The organism is Arthrobacter sp. TJ-236, from assembly GCF_058269235.1.
Genome location: NZ_JBZCNI010000002.1, coordinates 559,181 through 584,909, shown reverse-complemented (window position 1 = coordinate 584,909; position 25,729 = coordinate 559,181). Strand labels below are relative to the sequence as shown.

Genomic DNA, 25,729 nt, shown 5'->3' with positions numbered 1-25,729 from the left:
CCGTCACGGGCGGACCACCAGGAAACTGCGGTCGCCGAAGTGCACGGTGGAGCCGGGCTGCGCGAGCAGCGTCTCGCCCCCGCGGACGGGCGTCCTCTGCCCGTCGGGCGAGGTGATGGCACTGCCGTTGGTGGAGTTGCGGTCGGTGACCCAGAGGCCCTGGCTCTGCGCCTCCACGCGAACGTGCAGATGCGTCTTGGACACGGAGCGCCCCTGGTCGGAGAAGTCGATGAGCTGGTCGATCATCTCCCCATTCTGCCCTGCGGGGTTCCGGCCGATCAGCGCCTGCGAGCGCAGTTCCACCTCGCGTCCGTTGTCGAACAGGATGCGGCAGGGCACCGCGGCGCGCCCGGACGTCACGCGCGTCAGCTCGACGTCGTCGTCCGGGTGCGCCTGCGCGGCAGCGGGATGCGCCGCCGGCACGCTCGCCGTGGGCACGGGCGTGGACGCCGCGGGTGCCGGTGCGGGCGCCGGTGCCGGTGCGGGTGCCTGCGCGGAGGCCGACGACGGCGCGAACGAGATGACCGCGGGAGCCGGTGGGGCGTCCCGGCGCTCCCTACTCGGGGGCGGCGGTGCGACCGGTCCCGGGAGACCGGCATCGGGAGGCGTGCTACCCGTACCGCCCGTATGGCCCGGGACGTTCGCCGCTCCGAAGGCCGCGTGCTCGCGGGAGGGTCGGCTCGTGGCGTCCTCGACGCCGTCGGACGGGAACGGGCCGCGGACGGAGGTGTCCGGACGCGGACCACCGGAGGATCCCGCGGGCACACCACCGGCTGTGAAGGCGGCGGGGACGGAGGGAGCCGTTGCGGTCCTCGGGGCCGGGGCATTCCGGGGCGCACCCGGTACCGGCGAGGCGACCGGCTGGAGGCCCGGCGGCGGCTCGGGGGGCGCGAAGGAGGCAGGGCCGCCGAGGCCGCCCGTGACGAGCGGATTCCGCCCCGCGCGCACGTCGAACACGCGGGTGTGCGCAGCTTTGTCGTGCCATCCCTGCTTCTTGCCGTCGGCGTCGAACACGTTCGAGACGAGCACGAGCACCGTCCCGACCACGGGGACGAGCCCTCCGACGGCGATGATGAGGCCGCGGACGAAGACGGCGAGCCAGCCCGGCGCGTGACCGGCTTCGTCGGTGGTCCGGATACCCATCAGCAGGTTGCCCGGGGTCTTGCCGGTCTTCGCCTCCCAGCCCCACACGAACACCGAGTACGCGAGGGAGAGCAGGGACCCGATGCCCATCGAGACCAGGAAGCCCGTGAGGGTGATCTGCTGGCTGACCGCTGAGACGGGCTGCGTCTCGATGGTGGCGGCCCCGATGGCCGCGGCGAGACCGCTGATGACCGACGCCGGCAGGACGTCCACCAGCTTCGCGAGCAGTCGCTTGAACGCCGCGGCGTCCCTGACCTCCAGCTGTGCCATCGACGTCCCGTCGCTTCCTCCGGCGAGGGCCGGGTCGAGTGTGGCCCGGTACCCGGTCCGGGTGCCACAGAGAACACAGTAGAGCGTGCCCGGTGCCAGCTCCGCGGCGCAGCGCGGGCAGGCGAGCGTACGTGTGCTCACGAGGCCCCGCCGTCGCCCGGTGCTCCGCGCCGACGACGCCGTGGCGCGCGCGTGGTGCGCCCGGTCGCCCGGCTCGTTCCGCCACGTTTCCGGGCCTCGGCGTCGCGGAGCAGCGAGCGGGGCGAGAACCGGGCGCGCTGGCGCTTCCAGAAGCCGACCGAGCCGGCCATGCCCTGGAGCGACGTCCGTACGTCACGCCAGTAGTCGCGCACCTCGTCCTCGCTCGGGTCGCCGGCTGCGAAGATCCCGGCGTCGGCGCGCGTGGCGAGCAGGGTGGTCGTCTCGCTGCTGGTGGGGAAGGCGGCACCGAGGTGGCGCGCGCTCTCCCGGCGCGTGGCGCGCGGGTTCGTCTCGGCGCCGAGGTCGGTGGCGAGACTGACGAGTTCGCTCCAGCCTCCGCCCACGCGGTCCGCGGGCATGCCCTCGTACTCCCGCCGCTTCCGGCGCTTGCGCTTCAGCAGCGTGATCACGAGCAGCGGCAGCAGGAGGAGGACGACGGGGATCAGCACGAGGGCGATCAGCCCGAAGTACGGTGCGAGCTCGTCGAGGAGGTCCTTCTCGCGCTCCTCGGCGTCCTGTGGCTCCGGCGCGGAGTCCGGCGGCAGTTCGGCCGGTTCCTGCGGCGGGGGTGGTGGCTGCAGCACCTGCGGCTTGGGTGAGGACTTCGGCTGCTGCTGGGGCGGCACGGGCTCGTTGTCCTCGGGCGGGGTGGGGTTGAAGGCCACCCAGCCCACGCCGTCGAAGGCCACCTCGACCCACGCGTGGACGTCCTCGCCCTTGATCTCGATGGGCCCCTCGGCGTCCCCGACCTCCTCCCAGTCCGGGTAGAACCCCATCACCACGCGGGCGGGGATGTTCACCTTCCGGGCCATGAGCGCCATGGCGGCGGCGTACTGCTCGTCGTCGCCGACCATCTGCTCGGCGTCGAGGAGGCTCAGCATGCGGGCCGCACCGTGACCGGGGAGGGACTTCGCCTCGTCCTCCTTGCCGTTGCTGAAGAACCCCTGCGCGCTGAGTACCTGCTCCAGGCGCCGGGCCCGCTCGATCGGCTCGGACACGGCCCCGATGTACTCGCTGGCCTTCGAGGCGATGACCGGGGGGTCGTTCTGCACGCGCGGGAGTGTGAGGTCCGCGAACCCGTACTGCGCCAGCTGCTCCTCGGAGAAGGTCTCGGGGAACACGGCGTTGACCTCGTAGGTGTCCCCCGTCTGCACGCCCACCGTGGAGAGCGCCGTCCTGGCGTCGTCGTTGTAGTAGAGGGAGCGGCCCAGCTCCTGGGCACGGGGGCCGCCGAGCCGCACGCCCTCCAGCTCGCCGCCCGCGGGCAGCCAGACACCCGAGTACTCCTTGATGTCGAAGGTGAGCTGCGCGCTCGTGCCGCCGTCGAGATCGTCCGGGTCCACGTCCCCCAGCTGCTGGGCATCGCCCACGCGGGAGAAGTTGCCGGCCGCCTGCGGGTTCACGTTGTAGACCACGCCGTCGTAGGCGTCCATCGCGGCCAGGCGCACGCGCTCGCCCTCCGGCAGCCCGTCCACGGTGAACAGCACGGTGTCAGCGTTGTCCTTCACGTAGGTGCGGAAGCTGGTGAGCGGGCTCGGGTAGGCGAACAGGTCCACCGGGGGCTCGACGACGTCGCGCAGCACCTTCCGGTCCGTGACGGACGCGACGACGGGGCTCACCACGAGCGTCAGGACGGTCGCGGCCGCGAGGACACCCGCCCCGAGCGCGAGCCTCCGGTTCCTGCCGGACCGCGCGGTCGCCGGGTCCGTCACGGCCGGGTTGATGGCCACGCGGGTCCGCATGTCCGTCCGCGCGATGTCGCGGCGGTAGGCGAGCCACGCCGTCATGCCGATCACCAGCAGGATGCCGCGGACCTCGGGCAGGGACGCCCGGTCGGTCCCGAACGCGATGCCGACGACGAACAGGACGAGGACGGGCAGCATGGACCAGTAGGGCGTTCGCAGACGCCACGCGAGGGTCCCGGCGACCACCGCGCAGAGCATCGCCGCGAGGAAGGGCACCACGAGCATGCCGCTCGCGGTCCCCACGGGATCCGCGACGGTCAGGATGTCCTTCCAGGAGAACACCACGCCCACGATCAGGATGCGCAGCGACCGCAGCGTCGGCAGGAACCCGAGGAACGCCTCCTGCGGTGCCGCGAGCGCGTGGCCGAGCACGAGGTAGGTCGCGAGGAACACACCCGTCATGGACCACAGTCCCCAGCGCAGCAGGCGCCCGAACCATGCCATGGCGAGCCCCAGCAGGATCCCCGCGAAGCCGGCCACGAGGTAGCGGACGTCGCCGCCGAAGGTCGGGCCGAACCCGAGGACGCCGAGGCCGAGCAACAGGACGAGGACGCCGGCGTCGATCCCGGCCTGGGTGCGCGGGATTGCCGCCACGGCCGGCCGGCCGGACCGGCGGCTCATGCCGCGGCCTTGCGGAGCACGAGTGCGAGGTCGGCGAGGGTGGTGAGTGTGAGGACCGTGAGGTCGCCGATGGTCGCCCGGCTCTGCTGGCCGTCGGTGACACAGCGGATGGCGAGGCACCGGATGCCCGGCGGGATCGACGCGGCGGCCGAGCGCAGCTGGGAGGGCGTCACCTCCGGCCCGACGACGAAGAAGACCACGGAGGCGTTCGGCACCGCGTCCGCGGTGGTGCGCGCGAGGTCGACCGCCGTGGGACGCATGGGGCGCCCCTCGAGCCGGGTCATGTCGTCCAGCAGGTTGCGGCCGGTCTCGGTGCGCAGGGGCCCGTTCTGGGTGAGGACGCTCAGGTTCCGCTGCTCGCGGATGGCCTGCAGGCCGATCGAGCCCGCCACGGAGACGGCGAGTTCGAACTCGGCCTCGCTGGCGTACTCGCTCGTGTTGGCGGACAACGCCACGGCGAGGTGCGAGCGGCGTGTCTCCTCGAACTGCCGCACCATCAGCTTGCCGGTGCGGGCGGTGGTCTTCCAGTGGATGTGCCGGCGGTCGTCGCCCGGCACGTAGTCGCGGAGGGCGTGGAAGGAGACGTCGGCGCTGGAGAGCTCCTTGGTGGGCAGACCCTCCAGGTCCTTGATGAACCCGGCGGCGGAACCGATCAGCGGGGTGGTGCGGGGGTGCACGAACAGGTCCGTGGGCTCCGTCCACAGCACTTCGCGCCGCAGGATGCTCAGCGGATCGGAGCGCACGGAGCGCACGGGCCCGACGACGATCACCGCGCGCCGCTGCGTCGGGATGCTGAAGAGGTCCTCGTGCACCTGGTCGGGCGCAAGCCGCGGCAGGTGGAAGATCGCCGTCGCGGCGCCGACCGGAAGCTCGAGGGACGCCGGGAGCAGCGGCTTGTCCGAGGTGTTGGACACCGAGACGCTGCCCACCGCACGGTCCCCCACCGCCACGCGGGTGCGGGTCAGGTCGAGGTCCACCCCGTACGAGGACCGTCCCAGGACGAACCCGACGGCCAGCAGGACCAGCAGCGTGCCCATGGTCGCCGCCACCAGCGCCTCGCTCCAGTCCAGGACCACACCGAGGACAGCCAGCACCACGACGCTCGCGATCAGGAGACGGCCGAGCGGGCTGACGAGCGACACGACCGGAGCTGCGGCCCGTGCTCCGAGCGCCCGAGCGCGCCGACCTGCCGGCGCCAGGGTGGCGCCGAGGAGGCGTCCGGACTCGGCGACGAGGGATCCGGGCCGCAGCGACGTCGGATCAGCGGCCCTGCCCGCCCGGACGGTGGCCCGGTCGGACGCCCTGCCCGCCGCTCCGCCGGACGCCCTGCCCGCCGTCCTGCCCGCCGCCCTGTCCGCCGCCCTGCGGGACCGCTTCGGGGTCGTTGTCTGTGCCATGGTCTGCCTGCTGTTCTCTGGCTCCGGTGATGTCCTGCTGGTTCTGCTGGTGCTGCTGCTGGTGCTACTGCTGGTGGTGCGCGCCCCGGTCAGGCCGTTGCGCGCTGCTGGGGTGCCGAGACGTCGGCGAGGACCCGCCGCAGGACCGCCTCGGGCGTGGCCCCGGCGAACTCGGCCTCCGGGTCCATGACGAAACGGTGCGTCCAGACGAAGGGCGCGAGCTCCTTGACGTCGTCGGGCAGGACGTAGTGGCGGCCCTGGCCCGCGGCCCACACCTTGGCGGCGCGGACCATGGCGAGCGCCCCGCGGACACTGACGCCCAGGCGCGTCTCGGGGGCGGTGCGGGTCTCCTCGGTTAGGCGGGAGATGTACTCGAGCACAGCGGTGTCGACGTGCGTCTCCGCCGCGAGGTTGGCCATGTCCACGATCGCGGAGGTGGTGATGATCGGATTCAGGGCCAGTGAGCGGTCGCGCGTCGCGGCGCCGGCCAGCAGCTGCACGGTGGAGGCGTGGTCCGGGTAGCCGATTTCCGTCTTGATGAGGAAGCGGTCCAGCTGGGCCTCCGGCAGCCGGTAGGTGCCGGCCTGCTCGATCGGGTTCTGCGTCGCGATGACCATGAACGGGCGCTCATTGGTGTAGCTGACGCCGTCCACCGTCACCCGGGATTCCTCCATCACCTCGAGGAGCGCCGACTGCGTCTTCGGGGAGGCGCGGTTGATCTCGTCGGCCAGGACGATGTTCGCGAAGATGGGGCCCTTGTGGTACTCGAACGCCTGGGTCTTCTGGTCGTAGATGGTGACGCCCGTGACGTCGGACGGCAGGAGATCGGGTGTGAACTGGATACGGGAGTGGGTCCCCTGCACCGTCGCGGCCAGGGAGCGGGCCAGCATCGTCTTGCCGGTGCCGGGCGCGTCCTCGAGCAGCACGTGCCCCTCGGCCAGCATGGCCGTGAGCACGAGGCGCACCACCTGCGTTTTCCCGAGCACCGCCTGGCCCACGTTGCCGACGAGCTTGTCGAAAGTGCCCGCGAACCACGTCGCCTGCTCAACTGTCATTGCCATTGTTCGTTCTTCCTCTGATCGGTGCTCGTGCTGGTGGTGGTGATGCGGGTGCTGGCGGTGCGGGTCCTGCCTAGAAGTCCCATCCGCCGTCGGCGCGGAACTCGCCCACGCCGTCGATCACCACGCGGAGGTATCCGGGTGAGGACGTGTTGTCGTCGAACTTGCCGTAGCAGACCGAACTCTGGAAGGTGCCGGACTCCGGGAAGGTGTCCTCCCCGACCGCGTAGGGGGTGGCTCCGCCGTTCGTCTGGTCCGCATAGCAACTGACCCTGTACCGCCCGGGCGGGAAGTTGTTCACGCGGAACTGCTCCCAGTTGTAGGAGGAGTCGGGCGTCGAGCGCTGCGCACCGCGCCCGATCAGCAGGGTGGTCGGATCCGTCCTCGCCGACGCCGTGGCCTCGCCGGAGCGCTGCCCCGCGGCGTCGCGCGTGGTCACGCGGATGCTCCAGTCGGTGTCGGCGGTGGAGCCCTTGTCGATCGAGCCGCCGCCGGCGCCGAAGCTGCCGCTCTGACCGTCCGACGTCGTGTAGTCGAAACCGGTGATGTCGCGGCCGTTGCCGGCGGGCGGGGTGACGGTGAAGCGCACGGACAGGCCGTTCTTCTGCGCCTGCACGCCGGGCGCGTTCGGCGCACCATAGGGCACCACGGCGTTCGACTGCGACTCCGGCCCCGGGAGCGACTGCCCATCCGCGGTGTTCACGGCCCTGACGCTCACGCGATAGGTGCTGCCGTTGCTGATCCCGTCCCGGATCACGCGGTCCCCGGGCACCTGGCGCCACCCGGCGCCGGTGTTGTACTCGTAGACGAGCTGGTCCGCCGCCGCGCCGTTCCGGGCCGCATCGCCGAACGCGATGCCGATGGAGCGGTCGCCCTCGGTCGCCGACAACCCGGTCACCGCGCCGGGCGCACCCGAGGCCTGTCGGGGTGCCGACGGCGGGCTCCCCGCGGACACCCCAGCCTTGTTCGTCGCGGTCACCGTGAAGCTGTAGGGCGCCTCCGAGTTGGCCACCGTGACCGGGGCGGAGGTCTGCGACCCGCCCAGCTCCGTGCTGGTGACCGCCTGCCCGTTCTGCAGGGTGGTGAGGGTGTAGCTCTGGATCTCGGCACCGTTGCTGTTCGGCGCGGCCCAGCTCACGTTCATGACGGAGTTGGCCTCACCGCCGCGCGAGCCGAGCGCGGAGAGCGGCGCTGCAGGAGCGGCGGGGGCCCCCGCGGGGACCTCGGGCGCGGAGTACGCGCTGTACTCGGACGGGTCCGGTGCGCGGTTGTAGGCGCGCACGCGCACCTGGTAGGGCGTCCCGTTCGTGAGTCCCGTCCATTCGAGCGAGGTTCCCTGCACGCCTGCCCGCAGCGCTGCCCCACCCGGCGGCGCGGGCGAGATCTCGAGGTCGTAGGTCTCCACGGGCGAGCCCTCCGTCGCCGGGACCGCCCACTGCACCGCGAGCGAACCGTCGCCGAAGGTGAGCGTCGGCGCGCCCGGGGTCGACGGCTTCTCGTCCGGCCGGGCGACGGGTGAGGCCGCGGACGGGTCCGACTCCCCCACCTCGTTGGTCGCGGTCGCGGTGAAGGTGTACTCCACGTTGTTGGTGAGGGGCGTGAGCGTGCACGTGGTGGACGGGCAGGACTGGCTGAAGCCGTTGCCCTGCACCGTGTAGGCCGTGATCGGCGCTCCGTTGGACGCCGGCGGATCCCACTCGAGCACCACCGTCCGGTTGCGGACCTCGACCACGAACGGGGCCGCAGGCGTGTCCGGCCGGCCGCGCACGGTGAGCCGGATGCGGCCGTCCACCTGGCGGTCCGCGGCCTCCGTGCGGTCGCCGACGCGGTAGCGCACCACCATGGTGCCCACGAAGTCGTCGCCCGGGGTCACACTGACCTCCGAGCCGACCACGGACGCCGATCCCACGCCGGTCTCGACCTCCGCGTTCAGCAGCTGCAGCGGCGCGTCCGGGAAGGGGTTGGTGTCGTTCGCGAGGACCGGGACCGTGACCGTCTCGCCCTGCGCGGCGTCGGCGAGGACGTCGTCGTTCGCCACCGCGAGGGGCTGGCGGGAGGACACCACGACGACGTCGACGATCGCCTCCGCGCGCCCGCCGCGAGGATCCTCGACGGCGACCCTGAGGGCGGCACGCGTCCCGGGGGCGGCGTCGGAGGAGACGTCCAGCACGGAGCCGTCCAGCCGAGCCCTCAGGCCTGCCGGGGCGTCCACCACCGAGAACGTGAGGGCATCGACGTCCTGCGGGTCCTCGTCCGCGGCGAGACCTTGGAGGTCGAGCCGCCCCGACCCCTGCTGCTCCACCTGGAGTCCGCCCGAGGTGAGCGTGGGCGGGGTGTTGCGGTCCGGATCCGGAAGCACCCGGATGCCGACCGTGAGGACGGACGTCAACCCCTCGGGGTCGTCCGCGGACTCGCCGTCGGTGACCTCGAACGTGACCGACGCCGCTCCCGCGTAGTCGAGTGCCGACGTGAAGGCGAGGGTGGAGACGTCGCGGACGAGCGCACCGCCGTCGGACGCGATGGCCGTGACCCGCGAGTCCTCGGTGATCACCGGCACGCGGCCCTCCCGCACCACCACCAGCTCCGTCAGGTCCAGCAGGAGTTCGTCGCCGGTCTGCACCTCGAGCGTCGCGGTGTCCCGCAGCGCGGGCCGCTGGTCCGCCAATCCGGGTACCCGGATGAACGCCACGGAGGTGAGACCGTCGAGGTCCGTGACCTGGTACGGGATCAGCTGCGCCTCCTGCTGCAGGGTGACGGTCACGCGGCCGTCCTCGAGGGCCGTGACGCCCTCCGTGTTCTCGGGGAACGTCACGTCGAGCTCGTCGAACGCGCCGTCGGGATCCACGTCGTTGTCGAGCACGGGTACGTCCACGGCGGTGCGGCCGCGGGTGTCGGCGAAGGAGACGCGGTCGTCGAAGGCCACCGGCGCGAGTCGGCGGGCGGTCGGTGAGACGTCGATGCGGACGGTGCCGATGACGTCGCCGCCCCGGCCGTCGGAGACGAGGTAGGGGACGGCCGTGGTGATCGGCTGTGCAGGCGCGTCGAAGAAGAGCTTCCCCTCGATGACCTCGGCGCCGAGGCCCTCGGGCAGTTGGAGGCCCTCCAGCGTGACCGAGAGCGGATCCCCGTCGGGGTCGGAGTCGTTCTTCAGGACGTCCACGCTGACGCGCCGGCCCGGCTGGACCGCGATGGCGTCGTCGACCGCGACGGGCGGCTGGTTGGCAGCGGACGGCGGCGCGATCCCCACGAGTACCGTGGCCGTCGAGCGGGCGCCGTAGCGGTCCTCGACGACATAGCTGAAGGCGTCCTGGCCCGACGCGTCGTTCGCCGAGGTGTACTCGATGAAGGTGGCACCCACGGTGGCGGTCCCGCGGGTCGGTGCCTGGTCGATCCCCACGAGGGACACCGAGTCGCCGTCGGGGTCGATGCCGTCCAGCGGGATCACGATCCTCGTCGGGTTCCCCGCGATGGCCCGTGCCTCGAGCGACGTCGGCGTGGGGCGCGCGTTGTTCTCCCCCGTCGCGGGCGTGACCCGGAAGGTGATCTGCGCGGAGTCGGTCTGGCCGTCCGGTCCGAGCACGGCGTACACGGCGTTGAACGTCCCGGCGGCGGTGCCGGCCTTGAACCGGACGGCGTTCCCCGACACCGCGATGAGTCCGCTGCCCCCGCTCGGCAGTTCCACGAGGTCCGGGGCCAGCGCGAGCTCGGCGTTGTCGGGGTGCACGTCGTTGTCGAGGACGTACACCGTCGCGACATCACCCGCCCGCACGGTGACGTCGTCGGCCGCCGCCCTCGGCGGTTCGAGGGTCTCGGGAGCAGGCAGCGGGAGGACCGACACCTGGCCGGTGGCACTCGTGACGCCGTTGGAGACGGTGTAGGAGAACGTCGTCGGGGCGCGCAGTCCCCGCGCGTCGGTCACCCGGAGGACGTCGTGTTCGAGGATGGCGACGTTGAGTTCGCTGTTGGGCGGCAGCGTGACGGACTGCAGGACGAGCACTCCGCCGGCAGGGTCGGTGTCGTTCGCGAGGGCGTCAACGAGCGTCTGCCCTCCCGCGGGCAGCAGGGCGACGTCGCGGACGGCGATGGGATCACCCGGCGCACCGCCCTCCGGCGTGACGTCGACGCGCACGAGCGCCTCCGCCGTCGCCGGTCCGTTCGCGACGACGTAGGGGATGTAGACCGTGCCGGGCGTGGCCGAGGAGAACGTGAAGGTGCCGAGTTCGTAGTCGGGTGTCAGCGTTGCCGTGTCGGGTGGGGTGGCCTGGGTGAGCCGCAGTCCGCGGCCGCTGGGATCGAGATCGTTCCTGAGCGGCGCGACGACCACCTCCTGACCCGCGACGACGGTGATGTGGTCGGAGTTCGCCTGCGGAGGGACGTTGCCGCTCGGCTTGACGTCCAGGAGCACGATGCCCTCGGCGGTCTCCTGGCCGTCGGAGACGACGACGGTGATCTCCTTCTGGCCGAGCGTCCCTCCCGCGTCCCGGTAGGTGAGCTGGCCGTCGTCGCGCGTGCGAGCCTGGTCCCCCTCGACGCCGACCGTCGCGGACTGAAGGAAGAGGTCGTCCCCGTCGGGATCCTCCCAGTCGGACAGGATGTTCGCGGAGATGGTGGCGCCCTGCTCCACGGTGAGGCGTGTGGCGCGCTTCGGCGAGGGAGCGCCATTGGCGGTGACCGAGCGGACCTCGAGCTGCACCTGGGCGGTGTCGTTGCCGCCGCGGCCGTCGTCCACCCGGTAATCGAAGGTCTGCCGCCCCGGAGCGGCGTCCGCCGGCACCACGACCTGCAGGCCCGTGGAGTCGTAGACGGGCTGCACCGCACCGATGCCCGGGTTCTCGCCCTGCACGGTCACCGTGAGGATGTCGCCGTCGGGATCCGAGTCGTTGTCGAGCACCGGGAGCAGCGTGGTGCGGCCGGGCCTGACACCGAAGGCGTCGTCCTCGGCGACCGGCGGCCGGTTCTCCCCCGTGCGGTCCGGCAGGGTGTTGAGCGGGTTCTCGTCCGCCGACTCCTGGTCCTCCTCGTCGCTCTCCTCCGGGGGCGGGATGATCTCGTCCCAGTTGTCCACGAGCACCATGTCCTGCTGGACGAGCCACACGTTGCCGCCGGTGAGGTCGTTGAGGATGACGATGTCGCGGTTGGTGCGGAACACCAGTTCGGACCGGGCCCCGAGCGAGGGGATGGTGCCGGCGTCGTCGTTCGCGGGGTCGTCACACGAGCGCAGGTACTCGGCGGATCCGGTCCAGGCCGCGTGGATGCAGCCGTCCAGCTGCACCGGGGCGATCGGCTGGCCCGCCGTGACCGTGGGAGTGCTCCGGGGCTCGCCGCCGTCGAGCGGCACGTCGAGGAGTGCGGAGGGAGCGGCGATCGCCACGCCGTCGGCCTCCCCGCCGCTCTGCTGGAGGAGGGCACCGTCGGCGTCCGGCAGACGACGGACCTCCCCGTCGTCCGTGACGAGGTCACCGGCGTCCGAGAGTACGACGGCGCGGGCACCCACCACGGCCACCTGGAGTTCTCCCGTGATCTCGGCGGCGGTGACGGTACGGGGTTCGCCGTAGGCGCCGTCCTCCAGCGTCCAGGTGGTGAGCGTGTGCGCGCCGGGGTCCGCGACGGCGAGGGTGTCGTCCGGACCGATGGCGCCGACGGTACCGGGAGCTCCCTCGACCAGCGGCGTCGCGTCCTCGGTGGTGAGCTCTGCGAGACCGGCGGTGTCCGCCAGCCAGACCGTCCCGTCCGTCGCGTTGACCGTGAGGGCGTAGCGCGCACCGAGCAGGACGTCCTCGTAGGCGGGCAGCGGCTGCTCCTCCCCGGTGGTCACACTCGCGGTGTCCACCCGGTTGAGTGCTCCGACGTCGCGGTTCTCGGTGAAGACGGACGCGGCGTTCTGCAGCACGTCGAAGGAGTTGCTGTTGGCGGCGAAGCCGCCGTCGAGGGTACGGGAGGGGTAGTTCAGGTGCGCGATCTTGCCCTGCGCCAGGTTCGTGACCCACACGCCGCCGTCGTTGAGGTCCACGTCCGCGGTCCGTACCCCCGGGTACAGCACCGCACCGGTCACGGCGAGTGCGCCCACGACCGACAACGCCACCGCGCTGATCGATCTGCGCCTGCGCATGCTGAGACCACCCATATGTGCCTTGATTCCCCCGAGAGACCTAGAGCGCCTGATCGAACAGCGCCTGCATCAGTGTAGCCACGACGGCAGGCGTGACCCGATGGGCAGGACTACCCATGGCGAACCCTCCCCGGAGTGGTGTCCGCACAGTTTCCTCGCCGGAATGACGCCGGACCCCAAGACCGGTCAACAAGGACCAGGACTGTTCTGACTTGGCTGGCCAAGGGTCGTGTGGCCTGCGTCGACATACCGGCCGTTATTGCGGGGGCTGACGATGCGATACCAGTTACCGGTTACCCCGTACCCGTCGGTGTGAGTGATGTGGCAGCCGACCGTGAAGTTCTGTCCCGCGTAGAACCAGGGTTCCCTGTCAGCGCTGATGCCGTCACAGGTGAACTCTTTCGGGTTGTAGCTCGGACGGTTTGCCGTGTCGGTACAGCTACGCTCCATGGCGCCGTGCAGAGTCGTCGGTACCTGATCCGGTCGCTTCTCGTCGCCTGCCCTGGCAGTAGCTTCAGCAACGGGGCCATTCTCGCCCCGAGAGTTGACTGATCTCACTCGAATGGTGTGGTTCTCGCCGTAGTTGCCACCCACCTCCCGAGACCCTTCGTCGCGTGCCCTCTCCCAATTACCCCCATCGATACGTACCTCGATGTAGGCGACGTCGTGCGCCGCCTTGTTGGGAGGTCCCCAGTTCAGATCGACGGTGCGATCACCATCAGGCGCGTCACGGCCACCGGCCGTTGCCGCTCCCGGCGAGCCGTAGGGCTGCGCGGTGTTGGACGCCCCGCTGGGGTCGCTCGTGTAGTTCGCACCGTCGCTGCTGACGATCGCCCGGACGGCCGCCGTGACGCCCTGGCCGTTCTGGAAACCGCCCACCGTCTGGTTCTGGCTGATCGGCCGCCAGCCTCCGCCGTTGAAGCTCGCCTGGTAGGAGACCTCGTTCTCGCGCGCGCCGTTGCGCTGCGCGGGTGAGAGCGGGGAGAACGTGAGGGTGACCGACCGTCCGGCTCCCCCGGTGTCGGCCTCGACGAGCTGCGGCGGGGCCGGAGGTGACGGGTTGCCCACGGCACGGCGGGGCGCCGAGACTGCACCGTACTCCGACCAGCCGGCCTTGTTGAGCGCCCTCACGGCGTAGGAGTAGTCCGCCTCGGCGTTGTCCACCGTGATGGTCTGCTGCGACGCCGGGGTTTCGGGCAGTGTCCGCACGAGAGCCCCGCCGCGGTACTCCTGCACCTGGTACTGGGTCACCGGGGCGCCGTTGGGGTCGGCGTCGTTCCAGTCCACGGAGAGCTGGCTCTGCGCGCCGACCGACTGCGCACGCGTGGTGGTGGGCGCCTGCGGCACGCCCGGCAGGCCTGCGGGCGTCTCGGCCGCGGAGTAGTCGCTGAAGGCGGAGGGGTCGGGGGCCGCGTTGCGCGCCTGGACACGCACCTTGTACGCCGTGCCGTTCTCGAGCCCCTCCCACACCACCGGACTCCCGACGGCGGAGCGCTGCGGAGCCCCGCTGGGCGGCGCGGGCGAGATCTGCAGCTCGTAGCCCTCGATGGGCGAGCCCTCGTTGTTCGGCGGGGTGAAGTTCACGGTGAGCGAGCGGTCCCCGAAGACGAGCGTGGGTGGCGCCGGCTGGTCGGGCTTCGTGTCCGGCCGCGCCGGGGCACTGGCGGGCGAGGGATCGGACGTGCCGTTCGCGTTGGTCGCCGTCACCTGGAAGACGTACTCCACGTTGTTCGTAAGGCCGGTGATGGTGCAGGTGGTCGTGGGGCACTCCTGGCTCACGCCGTTGGCGCTCGTGACGGTGTAGCCCGTGATCGGCGAGCCATTGCTGGCGGGCGGGTCCCAGGACATGACCACCTCGCGGCTCCGCGTCGATTCGACGGTGGGCGTGCCCGGCACTCCGGGCTTCCCCTCGACGGTGAGCTGGATCTGCCCCGTCACGTAGCGGTTCGCATCCTCCGTCCTGTCACCGACGGTGTACTGCACGGTCATGCTGCCCACGAAGGTGTCCGCAGGCGTCACCACCACGGAGTCGCCCTGCTGGGATGCGCTGCCGTTGCCGTCGGCGATCACGGTGACGATGGTCAGGGGTGCGTCCTCGAAGGGGTTGACGTCGTTGTCGAGGACGGGCACGGTGACGGGTTCGCCCTGAATGGCCTTCGGCACGATGTCCGTGTTCGCGACCGCGAGCGGACGGCTCGACGCGAGGACGGTCAGCGCCACGGAGTTCAGCGCCGTCGCCTCGCCGTCGGAGACGGAGATGCCGAGCCGGCCCACCGTGCCGACCCTCGCGGAGTCCAGCGCACTGACCTCCAGCACCGACCCGTCCAGGCGGGCGTCGAAGCCCTCAGGGATCTCCCCGTCGAGCGCAAAGGTCAGGCCGTCCACGTCCTCGGGGTTGGGGTCGGACGCGAGCTGGCGGAGATCGAGCGACACGGCGGGTTCCGCGGTGGCGGGTTCCAGGGAGGCCGAGGTCAGCGTGGGCGGGAGGTTCGTCTCCGGCGCGGGAATCACGTTGACGAGCACCGTGAGGGTACTGGTGAGGCCCTCGGGGTCGTCGGGCCCGGTGCCGTCGGTGACCTCGAACGTGATGGTACCGAGTCCGGCGTACCCGATGTCCGCCCCGTACACGAGGGTGGACGGGTCCCGGATCAGCTCGGCGGCGTTGTCGACGCCGATGGCCGTGACCTTCTCGGCCACCGTGATGCGCGGTGAACGGCCCTCGCGGACCTCCACCAGTTCCTCGAGGTTCAGCGGTAGGTCCTCGCCGGCCGTCACGTCGATCGGGGCGTCGGACACCAGCGTGGGGTACTGCTCGCTCAGGCTCGGGACCCAGATCACGGCGCGGGCCACGCCTCCGTCGATGTCCTCGACCTGGTACGGGATCAACTGGTCCTCCTCGGTGAGGTCCACCCTGACGATGTTGTCGTCCCCGACGCTCGCCCCCGTGAACTCCGGGTCCACCGTGACCACGAGGTCCTCGCGGACCCCGTCGGGATCCTCGTCGTTGTCCAGCACCGGCACGTCGACGGCCGTCTCGCCGCGGGTCTCCGCGGGCTCCACGCGGTCGTCGCGGGCGATCGGCAGGAGGAGCTCCGCGTTCTGGTCCACGGTGACGGTGATGTTGCCGTCCGCCGCTCCTCCGCGCCCGTCCACCACCTGGTAGCGCACGTTGAACGTGCCCTGCGCCTCCGGGGCCGTGAACAGCACCCGGGCGTCCTTCACCTCGGGGTTCATCTCGGGCGGTGTTGCCGCCAGTTCGTCCGGATCCAGGCGCACGATGTCCCCGTCCGGGTCGGAGTCGTTGCGCAGGGCCTCGACGGCGATCGCGCGGCCCGGTCGGAGGATGGCGCCGTCGTTCACCGCGATGGGCTTCTGGTTGGCCTCCGAGGCGGGCGCGATGCCCACCCGCACCGTGCCGGTGTTCTCCAGCCCGAAGCGGTCGCGCACCCGGTAGGTGAAGGAGTCGGTGCCGGCGCCGGCGGCCGATGCCGTGAAGTCGATGTAGTTGGTGCCCGGCACGGCCGCACCCTGTGTCGGTGCGCTGTCGATGCCGGTGAGGAACACGGAGTCGCCGTCGGCGTCGATGCCGTCCAGCGGCACCGGGATGCGGACGGTGGATCCCGCGATCACACGGCCCTCGAGGTTCTTCGGCACGGGCTGCGTGTTCTTGGCGTCGTCGCGCGCCTTGATGGTGATGCGCACCTCGGCCGAGTCGATCTGCCCGGTCGTGTCCTTCACGTTGTAGATCGCGTAGACCGTCTTGGCCGTCTCCCCGGCCACGAAGCGCAGCACGTTCTCGGAGGCGAACATCCGTCCGTCCGCCGGGTCCACGCCCTGCGGGAGCACCGGGTCGAGCGTCAGGGCGTCCCCGTTCGGGTGTGTGTCGTTGTCCAGCACCGGGATGGTGACGACGTCCCCCACGCGCACCGTCGCCTCGTCCGCGCTCGCCTGCGGCGGCAGGAGCGTCTCCGGCCCGGCGACCGACAGCACGCTCACCTCGCCCGTGGCCGACGCCGTGCCGTTCGAGACCGTGTACTGCAGGGTTGTCTGCTGGTCGAGCCCCCGTACGTCGTGGATGCGCAGGATGTTGTGGTCGAGCAGGGCGACGTCGAGGGGCGAGCCGTCCGGGGTGGTCACGGACTGCACCACCATGACGCCACCGGTGGGGTCGGTGTCGTTCGCGAGGACGTCCACGAGTACGTCACCGTTGCGCGGGAGCAGGGCGACGTCGCGCACGGCCACCGGTGCGCCCTCGATACCGCTGGTCTTCGCGTCCACGCGGATCAGCCCGCTCGCCGTTTGCGGACCGTTGGTGACGAGGTACTCCACGTAGGTCGTGCCGGGCGCGGTGGGCGTGAAGGCGACCGTCCCGGTGTCGTAGTCCGGCGTCACCGTGCCCTCGCTGCCCGTCACCTCGGCCTTCGCGAGGCTCAGCTGCCCGCCCGCGGGGTCGAGATCGTTCTGGAGGGGCGAGAGCTGCACCTCCTGGCCCACCACGGCCGTGAAGTGGTCGAAGTTCGCCACCGGCGGCAGGATCCCGTTGGCGCGGACGTCGAACACGATGGTGCCCTCGACCTGCTCCAGTCCGTCCGAGACCACGATGGGAACCTCCTTGACACCCTGGCTCTTGCCGACGTCGCGGAAGGAGAGCAGGCCGTCCGAGCGCGTCCGGACCTGGTCGCCGTCGGGCGTGGGGGTGGCGCTCACGAGGAAGAGGTCGTCGCCGTCCGGGTCCTCCCAGGTGTTGAGGATGTTCTGGCCGACGCTGCGGCCCTGCTCCACGAGAATGGTCGTGGGGCGCTTCGCCCGCGGCCCCTCGTTGCTCTCGGGGCCCCGTACGTCGACGGTCACCGAGGCGCCGGCCTTGCCGCCCCGGCCGTCCTCGATCTCGTAGCGGAAGGTGCTGCGGCCCACGGGGGCATCGTCGGGCACCACGATCTGCATGCCGGCGCCGTCGTAGATGCTCTGCACCGTGCCCGACGGCGGCTGATCACCGGCGAGCGTGGCCGTCAGCAGGTCGCCGTCGGGGTCGGTGTCGTTGTCGAGGACGTTGAGGATGGTGGTGCGACCCGCGCGCGCACCGAAACTGTCATCGGTGGCGACGGGCGGGCGGTTCTCGCCCGAACGGTCCGGCAGCGTGTTCACCGGGTTCTCGCTCGCCGACTCCTGGTCCTCCTCGTCCGACTCGTCCTTCGGCGGCACGATGTCGCCCCAGTTGTCCACGAGTTCCAGGTTCTGCTGCACGAGCCAGACGTCACCGGCCGCGACGTCATTGAGGACCACCACGTCGCGGTTCACGCGGAACACCAGCTCCGACTGCGCTCCGATGTTCGGGATGTCCTCGCGCCGGTCCTGGCCGTCGTCGAGGCAGTCCCGGATGTAGGTCTCGGCTCCGGCCCACGCCGCGTGCAGGCAGGAGCCCTGCATCACGGGTGCGGCGGGCAGACCGTTGCCGATGTCCGTGATCACGGCGTCCCCGCCGTCGAGCGGCTGCTGGATGAGGGAGGTCTCCGTGGCGATGGCGACGTACTCCGCCGAGGGCCCGCTCTGCTGCAGCTTCGCGCGCTCGGTGTCCTCGAAGGTGACCGTCCCGCCGTCCGGCAGGATCACGAGGCCCGACGCCGGGTCCAGGACGACGGCGTCCTCACCCACCGTCGCGACCTGCAGGTCGCCGGTGTTCGCCAGCTCGGGTGCCTCGCGGACCTCGGGTTCGTCCCACGTGCCGTCCGTGCGCACGGCGTACGAGGTGATGGTCGAGGCATCGGGATTCGCGACGACGACGCGCCCGCCCGAGGAGACGGCGGCCACCGAGCCGGTCCCGGAGGATACCGGGTCCTCCTCCTGGTCGTTGAAGGCGGTGAGCGCGGAGGTGGTGGTGATCCACACCGAGCCGGTGGTCGCGTCGGTGACGGTCGCGGTCGACCCGCCCATCGCGAGGACGGCCGCGCCGGGCAGTTGCACCTCGGTGCCGCGGATCACGTTGGCGATGTCCACCGGACTGACCTTGGACTGGTCGGAGTTGATGTTGAACACCGTCGCGGCGTCCTGCGTGATGTCGAAGGCGTCGCTGTTCGCGGCGTACCCGCCGTCGAGCAGGCGGGAGGGGTAGTTGAGGTGACCCACCATGCCGAGGTTCTCGTTGGTGACCCACACGCCGCCGTCGTTGAGGTCCACGTCCGCGGTGGCGAAGCCGGGGTACAGGAGGGCGCCGGCGACGACGGCACCCGTCACGGCCGTGACGACGGCACCCGAGGCCACACGTCTGCGGCGCGAAGTCATGCGGTTGAGACCCACGAACGTCACCCTTGCTACCTGTTGATTCGACCCAGCTCGACCCACGCCGAACCGCGGAATCCACCCTGGACCGAGGGCGGGCGGCGAACGGGTGGTCGCTAGCAGTGTCGCACGGCTCCCCCGATGTGCCAATGCACCTCGACGGATCCATCCCGCGGCTGCCTGGCGGCCGGGTGCCACGCCGTCGTCAGGGCGCAGGCACGGACGTGTCAGTCGAGGACGAGGCCGCTGCCGGTCCCGCGGGCCAGCGTGACGGGCTGGACCTCCCCGAAGCCGCGGACCTGCCGCGGTTCGTGCGGGGTGAGGACGAACTTCTCGTTCTGTCCGAGGGTCGCCGCGGTGATCGAGTCCACGAGGACCTCCCCCGGATCGGCGAGAGCGGTGAGGCGTGCGGCGAGGTTCACGGTGGGCCCGTAGATGTCGCCGAGCCGGGAGAGCACGCGGCCCCAGACCAGGGAGCAACGCGCGGAGGGCAGGAACTCGTCCTCCGTGAAGGCCTTCGCGAGCGCGAGGGAGATCTCCGCGCCGGCCTCGGGCGACTCCGCGATGTACAGCACCTCGTCGCCGATGGTCTTGACGAGGCGGCCGCCGCCGACCGAGATGATCTCGGCGCTCTTGTTCTCGAACCGCTGGACGAGCTGTGCCAGGGTGCGCTCGTTCATCTGCCGGGAGAGGCTCGTGTAGGAGACGAGGTCCGCGAACCCGACGGCGCGGGCGAGCGGTAGCGGGGCGTCCTGCTCGTCGCCGTCGCGCCCGGCCTCGCTGGAGCGGAGCCCCGATTCCGCGCGCAGGGCCAGGCGCTGCACGGCGGCGTTCATCTGCCGGCGCCACGCGTAGACCAGGGTCTTCTCGAGCGGATCGATCAGGTCGGGGAGTTCGGACACGAGGGTCTTCCGCGCCTCGGCGTCCGCGAGCCCACGCTGCGCCACCATCTCCTCGACGATCGCCTCGATCTGCCACACCACCATGCGGTCGGTCATCTGGCCGACGGCGCGCGTGATCGAGATGGCGGCATCCTCGGTGAGCTGTTCGCGGCGCACCATGTCGATGATCGTGATGAGTGCGCCGAGGTCCTTCTCGGTGAACGCGATGTCGTCGTCGCCGATGTTGGGGAAACCCATGGCGCGCCAGAGCTTCCGCGCCGAGAGGAGGGACACCCCGGCGCCCGCGGCGATGTCGCGGCGCTTCAGGGTCCGTTCGGCTCCGAGGAGTTCACGCTCGAGGCGCCGGATGGTCTCCCGGTCGATCTCGATGGGCCGCGCGTCGTCGTCCGCGTCGGTGGAGCCGTGGCGCTGGTGCGACGGCACGCCCGTCGCCATGTCGGGCTGGAGCTGCCAGACCGCCTTCGATGCCGTGGACGCGGCGGCGTCGGGGGCGTCGTCGTCGGCTGCGGCGCTCAGCGCTCCCGCGAGTGCGTCGTCGGTCGGATCGGTGTCCGTGTCACTGTCAGCGGGGGTGTCAGCAGCGGTGTCGCCGCTGGGGTGGGCGCCGGCGTCAGCAGGGGTGTCAGCGGCGGTGTCGCCGCTGGGGTGGGCGCCGGCGTGCGTGTCCGTGTCCGCATCCTCTGGACGTGGGGCGTCCTCCTCGGTGGCGGGCCGGCCCGCGTCGTGGCGGTCATCGACTGTCACGGTCGCTCGCCCCTCCATTCCTGCTGCATCCACTCCTGCCGCGTCCTGGACGCCCCGCCCCGGGCGTACTGCGGGTCTGTTTCCATGTCTACACCATCGAACATGCGGGTCAGCGGCAGTTCACCGATGGCCTGCACCACGAATTCCCTGAACGTTGCAATCTGCGGGACGTCACAGTACCGGTGGGCGCGGTCGTAGCCGAGGTCCACGATCAGGGTCCCGCTGCCGACGAGGCGCTGCACGAGCCTCTGCTCCGTCTGCAGCTGGTTGATCGCGGCGAGGTTGAGCTGGTGTTCGGTGCGCTTCGTGGCCCCGCGCCGGTGGATGATCCGCATGCTCGTGAGGACGTAGCGGTTGCCGGCCCAGCGCAGGAGCGGGACCACGAGGACGCGGAGCAGGAGAAGGACGACGGCGACGGCCACCGCGACGACGAACACCGGCTGCCAATCGGTGAGGTCGCCGGGCAGTTCGCGGTGCACGAGGTAGCCGAGGCCGAAGGCACCGACGGCGAGGAGCACGAAACCGAGGGCGAGCGGCAGGACCAGCGGCAGCGGATTGGGGCGCGTCCGCACCAGCACGCGCTCCCCCGGCAGGAGCCTGATGCGCACCGCTACGCCTGCGGGCGGAGGTGCACGACGTCCCCGGCGGTGACGGTGTGCCGTTCGCCGTCGTCGTCGCGCACGATCAGGGCGCCGCTGGGATCCAGGGCGAGGGCACGTCCGCTCAGCGCCGCGCCTCCGGGCAGCTCGGCCCGCACGTCCTGCCCGAGCGTCGCCGTCCGGGCGGCGACGCGCTCGTGGAGGGAGAGCCCCGCGGCCCAGGGAGCGGAGGCATCGCCGTCGACGTCGCAGAATGCGCGGTAGTGATCCGCGAAGGTCCGCAGGAAGGATTTGAGGAGGATGTTGCGATCGGTGGTGCCTGCGTACTCGAGCAGCAGGCTCGTGGCCGTCCGCACGGGGAGCTCGGCGTCGGTGAGGCTGACGTTCAGGCCCACCCCGACGACGACGGCGGGCGGTTCGGCGCCCGGTCCGGGCACGAACTGGCCGAGCACACCGGCGAGCTTCCGCCCGTCCACCGTGATGTCGTTCGGCCACTTCAGCTGGGGCGCTATCTCCGTGCGCTCCTCGATGCTCTCCGCGAGCGCAAGGGCTGCGAGGAGCGTGAACCACGAGTAGGAGGTGGTGGGCAGCGGTCGGCCCTGCCGGTTGAAGGGCCGCAGCAGCACGCTGACGAAGAGGGAGGACCGTTCCGGTGCCACCCACACCCGTTCCAGCCGCCCACGGCCTGCCGTCTGGTCCTCGGTGGCGAGCACGCTGAGGTCCGGCCATCCGGCGGGTTCCTCGACGGCGTGCCCGGCGAGGTCCGTGTTGGTGGAGCCGGTCCGTGGCAGCACGTCGAGTCGCGGGAACGGGCCGGAGGGCATGCAGAGCGCGGTCCTCAGGGCACCCAGATCGAGGCCGGGGCGCTCGAGATTGGAGTAGCGGGAGGACATGCTCCCGATCCTATCCGGCACGCGCGCCTGACTCCTGACCGCGTTCGCTTGACCTCGTTCGCCGCGGCGGCCGGAGGAGAGGCCGGTCTCGTCGATCTCGCCGGTCCCGTCGGTCTCGCCGGTCTCGCCGGTCTCGCCGGTCTCGCCGGTCTCGCCGGTCTCGCCGGTCTCGTCGGTCTCGTCGGTCTCGTCGGTCTCGTCGGTCTAATCGCTCAGAGGAAGATGTCGGGGACGAGCTGGTCCTCGGGGGCGCCCAGGCTGTAGGGCGTGAGGTCGGTGATGCCCTCCTCCCTCAGCACCTGCTCATCGGTGTAGAAGTTGCCCGTGCAGCTCCTCGAGGGCCGCACGAGCACGGCGTGCGCGGCGTCGGCCACGATGTCGGCCTTCCTCGCGGCCTGCACCATGCGGCTGCCGCCCGGCATGTTGCGGATGGCGGCGGTGTCGATCAACGTGGCGGGCCAGAGCGAGTTCACCGCTACGCCCTCCTCCTTCAGTTCCTCGGCGAGGCCCAGGGTGGTGAGGCTCATGCCGTACTTCGCCATGGTGTAGGCGAGGTGCACGCCGGCCCACCGGGGCTCGAGGTTGAGCGGCGGCGAGAGCGTGAGAATGTGCGGGTTCGAGGAGCGCTGCAGTGCCTCGAGCGCGAACTTGCTCAGCATGAAGGTGCCGCGCACGTTGATGTCCGCCATGAGGTCGTAGCGCTTCATGTCCACGTCCGGCGTCTTCGACAGGTCGATCGCGGAGGCGTTGTTCACCACGATGTCGATACCCCCGAACGCGGCGGCGGTCGCCTCGACCGCGCCGCGGACGTCGTCGTCGTTCCGGACGTCGCCGACGATCGGGAGGGCGCGGCCGCCTGCCGCCTCGATCTGCTCAGCCGCGGTGAATACCGTGCCCTCGAGCTTGGGGTGCGGCTCGCCCGTCTTGGCCATCAGCGCGACGTTCGCGCCGTCGCGCGCCGCCCTGAGTGCTATCGCCAGACCGATCCCCCGGCTGCCGCCGGACATGATCATGGTGCGGCCCGCAAGCGTTCCGGACGCTGCGGCGTGGTCTTCGGTACGTTCAGTCATGCCCTCAGCGTAGACAGCGGTCGACGGCGTGGCGCCGTGCGACGCACCGGTGGTTACCGGTCGGTAACATCCTGTGGTCGGCCAAGTCGCTGCGGGGGAAACTGTAGGGCCTCTACAACCGCATGCCGGAGGGCGCTCACTAGACTGGGGGAATTGCGCCGTTCGTTGTCGGAAACCTCCAGTCAGGTCCTTCGGGCCGAGCGTGCGTCCCCGTTCCCCGCCGACCGGAGTATCGATGCACCAGGATCTGCAGACCAGCCTCACCACGACGGCCGGGAAGCTCGCCGACTTCCGGAGGCGCCAGGCGCTCTCGGAGCAGCCCTCGGGTCCTGAGGCCGTCGAGAAGCAGCACGCGCGCGGCAAGAACACGGCGCGCGAGCGCATCGACATGCTCGTGGACGAGGACTCGTTCGTCGAGTTCGACGCCCTCGCGGTGCACCGCTCCACCGCCTTCGGCATGGAGAAGAAGAAACCCCTGGGCGACGGCGTCGTCTCCGGGTACGCGACGGTCGACGGCCGGCTGATCGCCATCTACAGCCAGGACTTCACCGTCTACGGCGGATCGCTGAGCCAGGTCAACGGCGAGAAGATCGTCAAGGTGCAGGAGTTCGCGTTGCGGAACGGGTGCCCCGTGGTGGGCATCAACGACGGCGGCGGTGCGCGCATCCAGGAGGGCGTCGCGTCGCTCGCGATGTTCGCGGACATCTTCCGGAACAACGTGCACGCCTCGGGCGTGATCCCGCAGATCTCCCTCATCATGGGCCCCTGCGCGGGCGGCGCCGCTTACTCCCCCGCGCTGACGGACTTCGTGGTGATGGTGGACAAGACCTCGCACATGTTCATCACCGGCCCGGACGTCATCAAGACCGTCACGGGCGAGGACGTCGACATGGAGACCCTGGGAGGCGCACGCCAGCACAACACGACCACCGGCACCTCGGCCTACCTTGCCACCGATGAGGCCGACGCCGTCGGTTTCGTCCGTGAACTCCTCGACTTCCTGCCCTCGAACAACCTTGCGGAGGCGCCCCTCACCGAGTTCGTCGAGGAGCTTTCGCTGAACGACGACGACCTCGCGCTCGACGTCCTCATTCCCGACGCCGCGAGCCAGCCGTACGACATGCACGCGGTGATCGACGCCATCGTGGACGACAGCCACTTCCTCGAGATGCAGGCGCTGTACGCGCCGAACGTCGTCACCGGGTACGCCCGCGTGGAGGGCCACACCATCGGGATCGTGGCCAACCAGCCGCTGCAGTTCGCCGGGACGCTGGACATCAGTGCGTCCGAGAAGGCCGCGCGCTTCGTGCGGCACTGCGACGCCTTCAACATCCCGATCCTCACCCTCGTGGACGTGCCCGGCTTCCTGCCGGGCAAGGACCAGGAGTTCCAGGGCATCATCCGCCGCGGCGCGAAGCTGCTGTACGCCTACGCCGAGGCCACGGTGCCCAAGCTCACGGTCATCACCCGCAAGGCCTACGGCGGCGCGTACATCGTGATGGGGTCCAAGAAGCTCGGCGCGGACCTCAACCTCGCGTGGCCCACAGCGCAGATCGGCGTGATGGGTGCCCAGGGCGCCGTCAATATCCTGTATCGCGGGCAGCTCAAGGCCGTGTCCGACGCCGGCGGGGACGTCGAGGGGGCGCGCGCCGAGGTGGTGCAGCAGTACGAGGAGGAGTTGCTGAACCCGTACCAGGCGGCTGAGCTCGGGTACGTGGACGCCGTGATCGCGCCGTCCGACACACGTCTGCAGATCGTCCGCGGGCTGCGCGCCCTGCGGGACAAGCGGGCCACGAACCCGGTCAAGAAGCACGGGAACATCCCGCTGTGAGTGGCGTTCCTCGTGAGGTTGCTGCCGCGTCCGAGGATGGCGGCACGTCCAGCCCCGGGGATGACTCGAGTACCGGCGCATCCGAGGGTGCTGGCGGCAAGACCGGCGGGGTGTCCGGCGTCGCGGGCGGAGCGAGCGGCGGAGTGTCAACGGCTGCTGATGGCAAAACCCGCGGGGCATCGGGCGTCTCGGGCGGAGCAAGCGGCGGGGTGTCCACGGCTGCTGACGGCAAGACCGGCAGGGTTGCCGGCGTCTCGGGCGGAGCAAGCACCGCGGCATCCGCGACTACTGACGGCAAAACCGGCGGGGCATCGGGCGTCTCGGGCGGAGCAAGCACCGCGGCATCCGCGACTACTGACGGCAAAACCCGCGGCGTGTCCGGCGTGTTGAGCGGCGTAGGCGCCGGAGTATCCGAAGTAGTGAGGGGCGTGACCGGCGGTGTGGCAGGAGTTGTGGGTGGCGTGAACGCCGCAGTGTCCGGGCTCTCGGGGGGACTGTCCGGCGCCGCCGGCGGTGGGAGCGCCGGGAGATCCGGCAAGGCCGGGGCGGCTCCCGGTGCCGATCATCATGCCGCCGCTGGCTACGAAGCTGCATTGGCTGACGGCGAATCCGACGCTCCGATCCTCACCGTGGTGTCCGGTCGGCCCACCGACGAGGAACTGGCGGCACTCACCGCCGTCGTCGTCGCGCTTCAGGCGGAAGCCGCCGAGGACGACTCCGCCGGTCAGGCGCGGTCCTGGGTGCGGCGTGCCCTTCTCCGACTCGGCCCGACACCCGGCCCGGGATCCTGGCGTCGCAGCTCGCGCTGACCAGCGCTCCGGCTTTTCAGGACACGTTGCTTCGACGGAAGACCGGCCAGGGCGGGGCGCC

General features: G+C 71.0%; 13 protein-coding genes. 3 read left to right on the top strand and 10 right to left on the bottom strand.

What is annotated here, in order from left to right:
- Positions 1 to 3: 3 nt before the first annotated feature.
- The 9 genes from AC4D16_RS11315 to AC4D16_RS11275 all read right to left on the bottom strand — a co-directional run bounded on the left by AC4D16_RS11315 (position 4) and on the right by AC4D16_RS11275 (position 21,958).
- Complete coding sequence (locus AC4D16_RS11315) at positions 4 to 1,554, bottom strand: RDD family protein (protein ID WP_490955065.1); 1,551 nt, start codon at positions 1,552 to 1,554, stop codon at positions 4 to 6.
- Positions 1,551 to 3,980 carry a transglutaminaseTgpA domain-containing protein gene (locus AC4D16_RS11310; protein WP_490955064.1) on the bottom strand — a complete coding sequence of 810 codons (2,430 nt, stop codon included), beginning with the start codon at positions 3,978 to 3,980 and terminating at the stop codon, positions 1,551 to 1,553. The genes AC4D16_RS11315 and AC4D16_RS11310 overlap by 4 nt, the downstream gene beginning before the upstream one ends.
- Positions 3,977 to 5,377, bottom strand: a complete 1,401-nt coding sequence (locus AC4D16_RS11305; protein WP_490950142.1) for a DUF58 domain-containing protein — start codon at positions 5,375 to 5,377, stop codon at positions 3,977 to 3,979. Before AC4D16_RS11305 ends, AC4D16_RS11310 begins: the two co-directional genes overlap by 4 nt.
- An 89-nt stretch (positions 5,378 to 5,466) precedes the next feature.
- The gene (locus AC4D16_RS11300; RefSeq protein WP_490950143.1) at positions 5,467 to 6,438 is read right to left on the bottom strand and encodes an AAA family ATPase; all 972 of its coding nucleotides are present in this window, start codon (positions 6,436 to 6,438) and stop codon (positions 5,467 to 5,469) included.
- A gap of 70 nt (positions 6,439 to 6,508) precedes the next feature.
- Positions 6,509 to 12,544, bottom strand: coding sequence for an Ig-like domain-containing protein (locus AC4D16_RS11295; RefSeq protein WP_490955063.1), 6,036 nt, complete (start codon positions 12,542 to 12,544; stop codon positions 6,509 to 6,511).
- A 186-nt stretch (positions 12,545 to 12,730) separates the two neighbouring features.
- Positions 12,731 to 18,847 (bottom strand): Ig-like domain-containing protein, encoded by a 6,117-nt coding sequence (locus AC4D16_RS11290; RefSeq protein ID WP_490955062.1) that lies wholly within the window; start codon positions 18,845 to 18,847, stop codon positions 12,731 to 12,733.
- 200 nt (positions 18,848 to 19,047) lie between these two features.
- Positions 19,048 to 20,466: an adenylate/guanylate cyclase domain-containing protein gene (locus tag AC4D16_RS11285; RefSeq protein WP_490955061.1), complete on the bottom strand. Its 1,419-nt coding sequence runs from the start codon at positions 20,464 to 20,466 to the stop codon at positions 19,048 to 19,050.
- A complete protein-coding gene (locus AC4D16_RS11280) occupies positions 20,463 to 21,074 on the bottom strand; it encodes a PH domain-containing protein (protein WP_490955060.1) in 612 nt (203 codons plus the stop codon). Before AC4D16_RS11280 ends, AC4D16_RS11285 begins: the two co-directional genes overlap by 4 nt.
- A gap of 2 nt (positions 21,075 to 21,076) precedes the next feature.
- Positions 21,077 to 21,958, bottom strand: coding sequence for a biotin--[acetyl-CoA-carboxylase] ligase (locus AC4D16_RS11275; RefSeq protein WP_490950148.1), 882 nt, complete (start codon positions 21,956 to 21,958; stop codon positions 21,077 to 21,079).
- Positions 21,959 to 22,006: 48 nt separating this feature from the next.
- Between AC4D16_RS11275 and AC4D16_RS11270 the strand changes: the two genes are divergently transcribed.
- The gene (locus AC4D16_RS11270; RefSeq protein WP_490955059.1) at positions 22,007 to 22,222 is read left to right on the top strand and encodes a hypothetical protein; all 216 of its coding nucleotides are present in this window, start codon (positions 22,007 to 22,009) and stop codon (positions 22,220 to 22,222) included.
- Here the strand turns inward: AC4D16_RS11270 and AC4D16_RS11265 are convergent.
- On the bottom strand, positions 22,171 to 23,028 hold the full coding sequence (locus tag AC4D16_RS11265; RefSeq protein WP_490950150.1) for an SDR family oxidoreductase: 858 nt from the start codon (positions 23,026 to 23,028) through the stop codon (positions 22,171 to 22,173). The genes AC4D16_RS11270 and AC4D16_RS11265 overlap by 52 nt on opposite strands.
- Before the next feature lie 247 nt (positions 23,029 to 23,275).
- Between AC4D16_RS11265 and AC4D16_RS11260 the strand changes: the two genes are divergently transcribed.
- Entirely contained in the window at positions 23,276 to 24,859 is a 1,584-nt protein-coding gene (locus AC4D16_RS11260) for an acyl-CoA carboxylase subunit beta (protein WP_490955194.1), read from the top strand.
- A 461-nt stretch (positions 24,860 to 25,320) separates the two neighbouring features.
- Positions 25,321 to 25,668 (top strand): acyl-CoA carboxylase subunit epsilon, encoded by a 348-nt coding sequence (locus tag AC4D16_RS11255; RefSeq protein ID WP_490955058.1) that lies wholly within the window; start codon positions 25,321 to 25,323, stop codon positions 25,666 to 25,668.
- Positions 25,669 to 25,729: the final 61 nt, after the last annotated feature.